Raw genomic sequence first — 12,096 nt, 5'->3', positions numbered from 1 at the left:
TAAAACAAGCTAATTATAACATGAGAAACTTTCTAACACTACTAATTTTAATGTCCACGCTGGCCTTGACCGCTCAGCGTAGGCCCAACGCAGAACCTGAATGGACGGCAACTTGGATTACCTTAGGGGATTCAGATGCCGAGGCGGCAGGAATGTATTTGTTCCGTAAATCCTTCAATTTGGATGCGGCACCAACATCGTTTCCGATTCGGATTTCTGCGGATAACCGATATAAATTGTTCGTGAATGGAAACCTTGTTTCTGTTGGTCCCAACTGGGGAGACATCAAACATTGGAACTACCAATCCATGGATATCGCTTCCAACTTAAAACAAGGGCAAAACACCATTGCTGTTAAAGTTTGGAACGAAGCGGATTTGCGTGCCGTGGCACAATTTTCCTTTAAAACGGCTTTGATTCTACAAGGACAAACCGAGCAGGCTAAAATAGTGGACACCAATAAAAGTTGGAAGGTTACAGAAGACAAATCCTATACCCCTTTAAAACAATATATCCGCGGATATTATGCTGCTGGAGCAGGGGATTTTATCGATATGAACAAGGCTGTTGGCAATTGGAATGCACAAAATTTTGATGATAGTTCTTGGGATGCTGCAGATACCGTTTTTGAAGCCGTGCAGCAAGGATTTGGATTTAGACAACAAGAAGGTTGGAATTTAGTACCATCCATCTTACCAGAAATGGAATTGACTAACGAGCGTTTGGCTACCGTTAGAAAAGCTGAAGGAGTAAAAGTTCCATCCTCTTTTCCAGCAAAGCCAACGGATATTAAAATCGATGCGAATTCCAACATCAAAATCTTATTGGATCAAGAGCATTTGACCAACGCCTATTTGAGCTTGTTGTTCAGTGGTGGAAAGAATAGTGTGATCACCGTTCAATATGCTGAGGGGCTTTACGATAGCGAAGGTGCCAAAGGCAATCGTAATGATATTGAAGGCAAGACCATGACAGGAAGAAGGGACAGTATTATTTCCAACGGTAAAGCCAATCAAGAATATACATCACTTACGTATAGAACCTATCGATATGTAGAATTGGGTGTTGAGACGAAAGATGAGCCATTGGTGATCAACGATATCTACGGAACTTTTACGGGATACCCTTTCCAAATGAAGGCCAACCTTTTCTCTGAGAGTGAAGAGTTATCCGAAATGATGGAAATAGGATGGAGAACTGCCCGTCTTTGTGCTGTTGATACTTATATGGACTGTCCATATTACGAAAGATTGCAGTATGTAGGGGATACCAGAATCCAACATTTTGTGTCGTTTTATAACTCAGGTGATGACCGTTTGATTAAAAACGCCATCAATTTAATTGATTACTCAAGACAACCCAATGGGCATACTTTAAGTAGATACCCTGATAGACAAGATCAGGTGATTCCGACCTATTCGTTGTGGTATGTGAGTATGCTTTATGATTATATGATGTACGGTAGCGATGCTGATTTTGTAGCTGAAAAGTTGATGGGATCTCGTCAAGTACTGAACTATTTTATCACCTATTTGGATGACGATGGGTCGCTGAAAAATGTTCCTGGATGGAACTATACCGATTGGGTTCCTGAGTGGAATTTCGGTATGGCTCCAATGGCCGAAGATGGTTCTTCTGCAGCTTTGGATCTTCAAATGTTGCATGCATTACAATCTGGAATCGCTTTGGAAGAAGAATTGGGAAAACCAGAATTTGTGACCCTATACAAAACCATGGCCGATCAATTGACCGAAACTATCAAGAGTAAATATTGGGACGAATCCAAGCAATTGTTTGCTGACACTCCTGCCAAAGACAAATTTTCCCAACATGCCAATACTTTGGCGATTTTGGCCAACATAGTGGATGAAGACACTAAAAAAGCCATCGGAAAATCGTTGTTGGAAGACAAAACTTTGGCACCTACGTCCATTTATTTTAGCTACTATTTGCACTTGGCTTTGAACGAAGCTGGTTATGGAGATCAGTATTTGGAATGGTTGGATGTTTGGAGAAAGAATATGGAATTGGGATTGACCACTTGGGGAGAAACTTCACAAGTTGAAACGACACGTTCCGATTGCCATGCTTGGGGATCTAGCCCGAACATTGAATTTTTCAGAATTCTTTTGGGGATAGAAAGTGCTTCACCAAACTTTAAAACCGTGCGTATCGCTCCAAATTTAGGAGACATCAAAAAGATCGGGGGAGAAATGCCACACCCAGCAGGAATGATTTCCGTGGACTATAAAATGTCTGGTAAAAAGCTACAAGCGACCATCAACCTGCCAAGTGGAGTCGATGGGGAGTTTGTGTGGAACGGTCAGGTGAATGCCTTAAGTGCAGGGGAAAACAAAATTAACCTGTAACTTTAATTCATTAACAAACTAAACAAACTGATATGATCCGCATTCCCTTTATTAAAAAAGGCTGGCTATTTTTTCTGGCCTTAGTCTTTACATTTTGTACAGTACAGGCCCAACAAAATTTTGGAGGATTAGCACTGTACACGTTGCGAGATAATATGAATTCCGATGTGGAAAGCACACTTCAGGAAGTAGCGGATACGGGTTATGGGTATGTAGAGGCTGCAGGATATGCCGAGGGTAAATTCTATGGCATGGCCCCTGCAGATTTTAACGCATTGCTTAAATCCAAAGGATTAGAACCCATGAGTACGCATCAAAGGGTAGTGGATATGGATGAAACCGATGCAATGGTCACTGCCGTAAAAGAAGCAGGTTTCAAGTACTTTGTAGTGCCATCACCACCAAGAAGTTTGGTGGAGGTAGACCGTGAAACCCGAACCATGAAAATGAAAGGGTCCTTGGATGATTTTGTTGAGTTTTTGACTGAACTGGGCAAGAAATGCGAAAAAGAGGGCATCCAGTTGCTGTATCATAATCACGACATGGAACTTAAAGTAGATGAAAATGGCGACAAACCATTGGATTATCTTTTGGAGCATACCGACCCAAAATATGTGAATTTTCAAATGGACCTATTTTGGATGACCCGAGCCAATGCCGATCCAGTTGCTTATTTTGAAAAATATCCAGGGCGCTTTAAAAGTTGGCATGTAAAGGATATGGACCAACAAGATAGATTCGCACCAGTAGGCCAAGGTAAAATAGATTTCAAAAGAATTTTAGACCACAAGGAAGCATCGGGAATGCAACACTTTTTTGTGGAGCAAGACCGTGTTTTTGACGGTTTGGAACCTTTGGAAGCCATTAAAATCAGTCACAAAGGGTTAAAGGAGTTCGGATTCGATAAAGCCTCGGAGTAGGCTTTACTTGAGGAATAGCGGAACAAATCCAATAGTACAAAAAGGAAAAAGGTCATGTCCATTTGGTCATGACCTTTTTACCAACCAACCACAATATAGTTTTATCATTATGAAGATGGGATTCGCTCAAATCCCGTCAACTATATTGTCCAAAACAAATTTTAGGCTGTCAAAGCTTCTTTAAGTGCTTTTGCAGCTGCTGCAGGGTCTTCAGCACCATAAATGGCACCTCCAGCTACGGCAACAACAGCACCTGAATTTTTCACACCATCAATACTATCTAGAGAAACACCACCAGCAATGGAAACAGGAACACCAGCACTTGTTGCTTCATCGATCAATACTTGAATAGAGTAACCAGGTTTTGCCTGTTCATCCAATCCAGCGTGCAATTCCACAAATTCCACACCTAGTTTAGAAACTTCTTGAGCACGTTTCACACGATCAGCTACACCAATGGTATCAACCACAACACCTCTGTTGTATTCTTTAGCTTTGCTAACCGCACCAGCAATGGTAGCATCATCAACAGCACCCAAAATGGTGATGTAATCAGCTCCAGCCTTAAAGGCCATTTCAGCTTCCAATGCGCCAGCATCGGCAGTTTTAAAATCAGCAAATACTTTTTTATCAGGGAAAGCCTCTTTCATTGCAGTGATAACGCTTAGTCCTTCACTTTTAATAAGGGGAGTTCCCAATTCAATAATATCAATATAAGGTGCCACTTTGGTTGCCAAAGCAATAGCGTCTTCTGTGGTCAATAAATCGATTGCTACTTGTAGTTTAGCCATAATCTATAAAATTTAAAATGTAATTTTTGTTGTTTGTTTTTACTCCATGTTCGCGTGTCGCTTCCAAAGCTCATCGTGGGTTACCCCTGAACGTTTCCATAAATGTTGAATGATTGCATCGAACACCAATAAAAAAGATTGTTCGAACAAGCTACCCGCATATTGTTGCGATGCTGTACTGTTTTTATCCTGTTTACCAGCAGCAGGAATGGTCATAGTGTAATTGGAAATTTGGGCCAAAGGAGCATTTGAATTTGTAGTAAAACATGCAATTTGTGCTCCGCTATCTTGTGCAGTCTGGGCTGCTTTTACAATGTTTCCCGTTGTGCCCGAACCTGAAGCAGCGATAAGCAAATCACCCTCTCCAATAGCAGGTGCAATGGTTTCGCCCACCACATACACCGAATAGCTAAGGTGCATTAAACGCATGGCAGCTGCTTTGATCATAAATCCAGTTCTACCAGCTCCCAACAAGAAAATATGTTGTGCCTCATCAATAGCGTTCACAATTTCTGGTAATTGATCATAAGGAAGATGTTGGGCAACCTGTTGGTGCTCTTCCAAAATCATTTGCAGTGCCTCATGAATGGCTGCAGCCTTGGTCGAAACTTCTAAATAATCCATAAGCTTTAGATCTAATCTTCTTTTTCGTAGTCAGGGTACAAAATTAGAGGGCGTTAGAGGAGTGGTTTGTACACAATTGGATAGATGTGTGGTATTATTTGCCCATTCTTATGGTAGTTATGGTGGTATTTGCCACTTTTGTGGTACATTTTGGAAACAGGGTGTTTTTTAATAGATGAAATGATGTTAAGCAACAAAGTGATTTATATTCGAGATTTGGCCAATTGTCCACCTGCTTATTTGGATGACCCAGCTCGAAAGGAATTTTTTGAAATTGTTTGGTTGCATAATGAAGAAGCATTGCATGTGCCCCAACATGCTTTTCAAACGTTGAAAGGAGATTGGATTTATTTGATACCTCCTTACCGTGTGCACCAATTAAACAAAGCTGGTAAAAAAGGGGTGCTTATCTCATTTAAACGAGAATTGTTGGAGGGAGATTTAAAGGAATTTCTTTTGGATGTTTTTCGTATGTTCAACATTCAAGGTGAATTCTCGTGTTTGCAAGTGAACGAACAGACTTCCCAAGGATTAACTTCCGTTTTTGACCTTTTGGTTGAGGAATATGAAAAGGAGGGGGAACAGTTGATCATGTTAAAGGCACTTCTCAAGGTGTTTTTGCTCAAATTGATTGAGCTTAAAGAGGAACATTTTACCAAACAGGACATCAACGAAAAGCGAATCTATGAGTTTATGCTATTGTTGGAAATGAACTATTTGGAAGAACGTGCAGCAGAATTTTATGCAAGCAACTTGGGAATCAGTGCTAAACGACTCAATCAAATATTAAAGGATAAACTGAACAAAACGGCCATGCAGTTGATTCATGATCGTATTTTGTTGGAAGCCAAAAGACAAATAATCCACAGTGAGAATACCATTAAGGAAATCGCTTTTAATCTTGGGTTTAAAGACCGTTCCTACTTCAGCAGGTTCTTTAAACAACATTCAGGGCAAACTGCTCAGGAATTCCAAAAAGATGTAAAAAACCATGTTCGCGAATACGACAATACCTTGATTAATTAGGGTTCCGAAGAGGACTATCAGAACAGTCAAGAACAGTTTTTTGAGAAGTATGGCATAATATTGGTAATTGAGACGGCAAAACAATTCGAAAACTCACGAAAGGTTTTAACGAAAATTAAATTACACAATCACTATTAAACAATTACATCGTATGAGAAAACTGTCATTTTTTCTAGCATTGGTTCTAGTAGGAGCCACAGTTCAAGCACAATCTACTTGGAAATCGGATGGAGCGCACTCCAAGGTAGGATTCAGCATTACCCACTTAATGATTTCGGAAGTTGAGGGTAGCTTCGGCGAATTTGATATTACTGCGACTGCAGGAGACGATTTTGATAATGCTTCTTTTGAAGTGGATATTAAAGTTGCCAGTATCGATACCGATAATGGGAACAGGGACAATCACCTAAAAAGCCCAGACTTTTTTGATGCAGAGAAATATCCATCCATCACATTTAAAAGCAGCAAATTTGAAAAAACTGGAGATAAAACCTTTAAGGTAACTGGAGATCTTTCCATGCACGGTGTAACCAAAACTGTGACCTTGGATGGTAAGGTAAATGGAATTATTACCGATCAGCGTAGTCAAAAATTAAAGGCTGGTTTAAAGTTGACTGGTACGGTGAACCGTTTGGAGTTCGGTGTTGGAGGAGACACCCCGACATTGGGTGACGATGTTGAATTAACTGTAAATCTTGAGATGGCTCAACAATAGGTTGGTGGAGCTATTTTTTTAAAAGGCTAGGCAATTGGTTGAGTTACTGTTTTGTCTAGCTTTTTTATTTTTCCTGAATTAAATAGGCACAACGTCGTGCACCCGCCAAAATATGGTCTACCCTTTCCACCTTTGTATTGGGACCTAAAATAGCTTGAAAGGTGTTGAGTTCTGTACTGCAAAAACCTTGACATAAGGTTGCAGCCGCACAAATAGGGCAGTGGTTTTCAATTAAAAGGTAATCCCCATCTTCATTTTCTTCAAATTGCGCCATATAACCTTCGCTTTTTCGAAGCTCGGCCAATTTCTTGACCTTTTCCTTTAAGGAATCGGTTTCGGTAATGGTTTTGCGATAATTCTGTAAATTATCCTTCCCCGTGGAGCTAATGATTTGAGTTAAGGTATCTTCCCCTAAATTCTCCTTTATCTTATTGATCAAGCGCAACGTCAATTCCGAATGGGAATCTGGGAACTTTGCGTGTCCTTTTTGGGTCAATGTCCAAAATTGTTGTGGACGACCCCTTCCTAAAGCCCTACTTTCTGATTTTACCAGACCATCGTTGGAGAGTTTCAACAATTGAAAACGGGCACCTTCAGTTGTTATACCAAGTTCAAGAGCCAATTCTTTCAAGGTCTTTTCCCCCTCGTGTTTTAGAATCCAAATAGCCCTTTCATTTTCTGGAATAATATTATTCATAATAAACAAAGTAATTATTTGGTTTATTATACAAATGTAATATCTTTGTACTGTATTTAAAAAATATTTAATTCAAATCTACATATTATGAGTTACAAATTACCAGAATTACCGTACGCGTATGATGCACTAACCCCTTATATTGATGCTGCTACCATGGAGATCCACCATACCAAGCATCACCAAGGATACGTAACCAAACTAAACGCCGCTTTGGAAGAAGCAAAGCTGGAAGACTCTGATTTGGAAAGCCTTTTTGCAAAAATCTCAAAATTATCTAGCGGGATCAGAAATAATGGAGGTGGACATTACAACCACAGTATGTTCTGGAGCATTCTTACGCCAAATGGAACCGAAATCCCTGCAACACTTTCAGAAGCTATCGATGGCGCATTTGGTTCATTAGAGGAATTTAAAACAAGTTTTTCCAATGCTGCAGCAACAAGATTCGGTTCAGGTTGGGCTTGGTTGATCGTTGATGCTGATGGAAACTTAAAAGTTACTTCTACCCCAAACCAAGATAACCCTCTTATGGATGCAGCTCCTGACCAAGGAACCCCAATTTTGGGCTTGGATGTTTGGGAACACGCGTATTACCTAAATTATCAAAACAAAAGGCCAGAATACATTGATGCATTCTGGAATATTGTAAACTGGAAAGAGGTAGAGAAACGTTACATAGCGGCTAAATCATAACGATTTCTATACCTAAAGTGAATCCGGAATGGTGAATGCTGTTCCGGATTTAATTTTTCACTGAATTTATCGAACTACCAACGATACTATAGAACAAATGAGGGTATTGGTTTTTAACGGGACTATGTCCAACAAACGGAATACGGCCAACCACATTACAGATTACTTTCAATCCACTTTAACTGGAATGGGAATAGAAGTGGAGGTTTTTAATATTTCGGAGCATGCGATTCCCTTTTTTTCAGAGGATTGTGATATTGTTCCGGATGCCGTTTTAAAAATGGTGGAGTTATTTCGCAGTTGCGATAAACATATTTGGTTGAGTCCACTTTACCACGGAGGTATGGTAGGAGCCATGAAAAATTGTTTGGATTGGTTGATTATTAGTGCCAAAGAGATACATCCTTACCTCTCACACAATAGGGTAGGTTTGGTTTCTTGGGCGTACGGTGGAAATGCTTCTACAGGAATTGACAATATGCGCGCTATTGCAAATACGTTGCGAGCTTGGACCTTGCCTTATAGTATCCCAGTAGTAATGCAGGGTTTATATGAAGAGAATGGGAAACAAATTGCTATTGAATATCAAGAAAAGTTTGAACGGATGATTGCTCAATTGGTAGCACCTATTTAAACATTTGATATAAGAAAAATAAAAGCCCCTTAAAAAGGGGCTTTTTTATTTAGTAGTAACAGATTAATTATTTGTATTTCTGGGTTCTTTCGTCATCAATAACACCACTCCAGTTAAGTCCGTAAGCAAAATCATAACTGTTTCCTGCGGAATCGGTATAAGGTTCCATATCTCTTGGAACATCTTCAAATTGTGATTCTACGGTCAACATACTATTGGGCATTTGAAAAGGCAATAGGGCAGAGGGTTCTGTTTTTCCTGAAATGATATCCAAAATAGCCTGATCCTGTACCCCCATTTGTACTAAAATAGCATCAGCTGAAGATTCTATTTCGGCAAAAACCATAGGTTTGGATACTTTAACAACTACTACTACTGGTTTATCTCCCATTTTATGTTTGGTTTCGGTCACCAAAGCCATATCTGAAATATTGGATGCCGTTGTAGTTTTATCTTTATAAGAACGGTTGGTAAAGTCTTCAAAAGGACTTCCTCCTGCTAAACTGGTTTCCCTTGCAGTGGTTGCGGTATAAGTTCCGTACTGCAAACTGATCGGAACATAGCCGTTACCACCTTTTTCAGTGTCGGCAACGTCATATCCGACTCCGCCATCAGGGTTTGTGATACCTACTAGCGCAAAATCTGCGTCCTCAGGATTTTCCACAACCTCATAATATTTTTCAACCATATCCATATTAAATGGATATTCAGTACGCTCTGGAGTTTGAATGCCAAACCAGTTGGTTGTTGAGGCCACATAACGTTGAGGAACATATACTTTTTTCTTGGCTTCCATTGGTAAACTTTTGGCTTGGTTTTTCAACATCACAATGGATTTTAATTGTGCATTGTAACCCGCAGCCATGAATTCCGCTTTTCCAACAGTTTCCTCTGTTTCAGCCACATCTAAATAAGGGTTTTCGAACAAACCTGTATTGAAAATGTTTCTCAACAAACGCACTGCTGAGGTTTCAAAACGCTCACGCATGTACTCTTCGCCATGTTCTGCTACACCCATTTGATACGCTTCAATCACAGGGCCCATATCGTTGTTTCCTCCAAATTGGTCGCATCCCGCTTCTATAATTTTATAGTGGCGCTCTGCTACGCTTAAATTTTCAACGCCCCATGGTTTACCCCTAAATTCATACACATTGGGAGCATCACTGGTAATTCCCCAATCGGTACAGATAACGCCATCGTAACCGTATTCTCCTCGTAACAAATCGGTGATGAGGTATTTGTTGTATGAATTACCAACATTTTCCTCATTTTTTGTATCTATATCAGTGGAAATGGTGTAATATGGCATTACAGCAGTGGCCATTTTTGTTGGTCCATTCAATTTAAAGGCACCTTCGGTAAAAGGAATCAAATGGTCTTTAAGATTGTTTCCAGGGTAAGCAGCATAAGAGCCGTAACCAAAATGTGCATCACGACCACCTTCTTCTGGACCACCACCAGGCCAGTGTTTTACCATGGCGTTTACACTTTGATTGCCCCAACCATTTCCATCTGTGGATTGAAAGCCATCCACATATGCTCTAGCCATATCTGCGGCCAATTGTGGGTCTTCTCCCATGGTACCATCAAATCGGGACCAACGAGGCTCAGTTGCCAAGTCAATTTGAGGGGATAAGGCAGTCGCTATACCCAAAGCACGATATTCTTGTGAAGCTACATCTCCGAATTGTTTCATTATAGCAGGGTCAAAACTGGCAGCGACACCTAAAGTGCTCGGCCACATGGAAATTTTTCCTCCTGCACCAGCATTGAATTCAGCATAAGAATCACTTCCGTGTCGAGGGTCACTACTGGTATTTACAGGAATTCCCATGCCAATGCCTTCCACCAAGGCTTGGGCGTTGTTGTTCCATTGTGCTGAAATACCTGGCGTCTCAACGCTGGTAATCAAAACATGTCTTAAGTTATCTTCTTGAAGAAATTTTTTCTGGGCATCGGAAAGGTCACTGGCTTCAGCACCACTTTCAGCATAAGGTTTTCCACCATAGGTGACTGGCCCAAAAAAGCTATTGCCTCCTCCTGGAATGGATTGATGGGCACTGTAGAGCATTAATCCAGCAATTTGTTCCACTGTCATTTTGGAAGCAAGGTCAGCGGCACGTTCAATGGTGCTCAATCGCCAATCTTCATAAGGGTCCAAAGTGCCATTTTGATTTAGATCCTTAAAGGCATATTGGTCCACTGTTAAGAGTGAAACTTTGGAGGTTGGACTATACCCTAAAGTTTTGCCATCTTCATTATGAACAAGATTGAAACCATCCTTGGTTTCTTCGGTAAACTTGGGCGAACATCCCACTACTAAAGCGGTCAAAAGGATACTCCCCAATTGAAATTGTTGTTTGATAGTTTGCATATGTTGTTGTTTAGTTGCTATGTGCGAACACCTTGCAATTTAGCTACTAGAAGATTAAAAATGGAAATAATACCCAATACTTTTCGATGAAACCCAACATCAGAGAGGGTTTTTCATAAAAGCAGGCCAGAATGATAATTAACTAAGCTTTCTTTTGAAGTAGAAGCCTATTGCATTTCAAAAATCTCAGCTGCTTTTTGGGCGACCTTCAATCGTACATCGGACGAATTGCTTCTTCGGTATGCAGCCTTGGTTTTAAACGCCAACACAGTTTCGATGGCTGGATAAACCGTAATATTCTGTCCCATGGCGCCTTTGGCGGAATAAGCGCCCTCGTAGCGTTTGTCGCTCACATCTTGCCACAACCACCACATATAACCATACCCATAATTGATTCCTGTTCCTAGGAAAACAGGCACATTTTTGTTGAGTTCTACATGTGAGGTGCGGGATTTCAACATTTCATTCACCCACGATTCGCTGATGACTTGGGTGTCTTTCCATTTTCCTTTGTTGAGCATCATTAAACCTAAACGGGCCATATCTCGGGTTGAGAACCACATAGGGTAGGCCAAATATTTTGAAATGGCAGGATTTCCCTGTTTTTGTTGCAAGGAACGGTCCCAATCTTGCATATGCAATGGATTCGCCAATTGCCGTTCTACTTCGTCGTAGATGTTTTTACCCGTCTCCTGTTCAAATATGTACCCCGCTACGTTAAAATCCCAGTTGGAATACAACCAATACGAACCTGGTTCAACAGAACCTCTTTTGGGTGCATATTCCTGCATTCCTCCAGGATATCCTTCAGGGTGATACACTCCTGACCTTGCTGAAATAATATCTTGAACCGTTGCTTTTTGTTCGATAGGTAAAATGCCCTCCACATCATCAATTCCAAGCTCTTTAATGGTTTTGTCCAGTTTAATGGTACCATCTTCGACATACTGCCCATACATCATGGAAAGTACACTTTTTCTAATGGATGCGATATAACTGAGTTCTTCCACATCCCCATAATCAAAAACCACTTTGCCTTTATGGACAATCATCAAGCCCGTGATTTTTGTACTGTCGATGAGATACTCCCGAAAGGCTTTTGACTTTTCATTTTGCCAAGGTTGTACCTCGGCATCAGATGCACGGTGCCAAATCCTATCTGGAAAAGTTTGTGCACATAGTTGAATGGCAAATAAACATACAATTGCAAAACACAATTTTTGAAGTGGTTGGAATGTGGATTTCAT

Annotated in this window: 11 protein-coding genes; 6 read left to right on the top strand and 5 right to left on the bottom strand. The window is 40.6% G+C overall.

The features are described from left to right. Positions 1–20 precede the first annotated feature (20 nt). Both BLQ18_RS15560 and BLQ18_RS15555 read left to right on the top strand, forming a co-directional pair. Positions 21–2,369, top strand: coding sequence for an alpha-L-rhamnosidase-related protein (locus BLQ18_RS15560; protein ID WP_090298840.1), 2,349 nt, complete (start codon positions 21–23; stop codon positions 2,367–2,369). Between the two features lie 32 nt (positions 2,370–2,401). Continuing rightward, entirely contained in the window at positions 2,402–3,289 is an 888-nt protein-coding gene (locus tag BLQ18_RS15555) for a sugar phosphate isomerase/epimerase family protein (protein WP_090298802.1), read from the top strand. Between the two features lie 161 nt (positions 3,290–3,450). Here the strand turns inward: BLQ18_RS15555 and hxlA are convergent, their stop codons facing one another. After that, a complete protein-coding gene (hxlA, locus tag BLQ18_RS15550; protein ID WP_090298798.1) occupies positions 3,451–4,080 on the bottom strand; it encodes a 3-hexulose-6-phosphate synthase in 630 nt (209 codons plus the stop codon). Positions 4,081–4,119: 39 nt separating this feature from the next. Further along, entirely contained in the window at positions 4,120–4,704 is a 585-nt protein-coding gene (gene hxlB, locus BLQ18_RS15545; protein WP_090298795.1) for a 6-phospho-3-hexuloisomerase, read from the bottom strand. A 180-nt stretch (positions 4,705–4,884) separates the two neighbouring features. Between hxlB and BLQ18_RS15540 the strand changes: the two genes are divergently transcribed. Continuing rightward, entirely contained in the window at positions 4,885–5,730 is an 846-nt protein-coding gene (locus tag BLQ18_RS15540; RefSeq protein WP_245668160.1) for a helix-turn-helix domain-containing protein, read from the top strand. Between the two features lie 151 nt (positions 5,731–5,881). Next, the gene (locus BLQ18_RS15535; RefSeq protein WP_090298792.1) at positions 5,882–6,445 is read left to right on the top strand and encodes a YceI family protein; all 564 of its coding nucleotides are present in this window, start codon (positions 5,882–5,884) and stop codon (positions 6,443–6,445) included. A gap of 64 nt (positions 6,446–6,509) precedes the next feature. Here the strand turns inward: BLQ18_RS15535 and BLQ18_RS15530 are convergent, their stop codons facing one another. Further along, positions 6,510–7,142 (bottom strand): helix-turn-helix transcriptional regulator, encoded by a 633-nt coding sequence (locus BLQ18_RS15530; protein WP_090298789.1) that lies wholly within the window; start codon positions 7,140–7,142, stop codon positions 6,510–6,512. An 87-nt stretch (positions 7,143–7,229) separates the two neighbouring features. Between BLQ18_RS15530 and BLQ18_RS15525 the strand changes: the two genes are divergently transcribed. Beyond that, on the top strand, positions 7,230–7,838 hold the full coding sequence (locus tag BLQ18_RS15525; protein ID WP_090298785.1) for a superoxide dismutase: 609 nt from the start codon (positions 7,230–7,232) through the stop codon (positions 7,836–7,838). 97 nt (positions 7,839–7,935) lie between these two features. Continuing rightward, a complete protein-coding gene (locus tag BLQ18_RS15520; protein WP_090298782.1) occupies positions 7,936–8,472 on the top strand; it encodes an NADPH-dependent FMN reductase in 537 nt (178 codons plus the stop codon). A 67-nt stretch (positions 8,473–8,539) separates the two neighbouring features. Here the strand turns inward: BLQ18_RS15520 and BLQ18_RS15515 are convergent, their stop codons facing one another. Further along, positions 8,540–10,849 (bottom strand): glycoside hydrolase family 3 protein, encoded by a 2,310-nt coding sequence (locus BLQ18_RS15515; protein ID WP_090298779.1) that lies wholly within the window; start codon positions 10,847–10,849, stop codon positions 8,540–8,542. A gap of 167 nt (positions 10,850–11,016) precedes the next feature. Next, on the bottom strand, positions 11,017–12,096 hold the full coding sequence (locus BLQ18_RS15510) for a serine hydrolase domain-containing protein (protein ID WP_175443789.1): 1,080 nt from the start codon (positions 12,094–12,096) through the stop codon (positions 11,017–11,019).

Source organism: Flagellimonas zhangzhouensis (assembly GCF_900102925.1).
Taxonomy (GTDB): Bacteria; Bacteroidota; Bacteroidia; order Flavobacteriales; family Flavobacteriaceae; genus Flagellimonas; species Flagellimonas zhangzhouensis.
The sequence above is the reverse complement of the archived record's forward strand: the minus strand, read 5'-3'. Positions and strand labels throughout refer to the sequence as shown.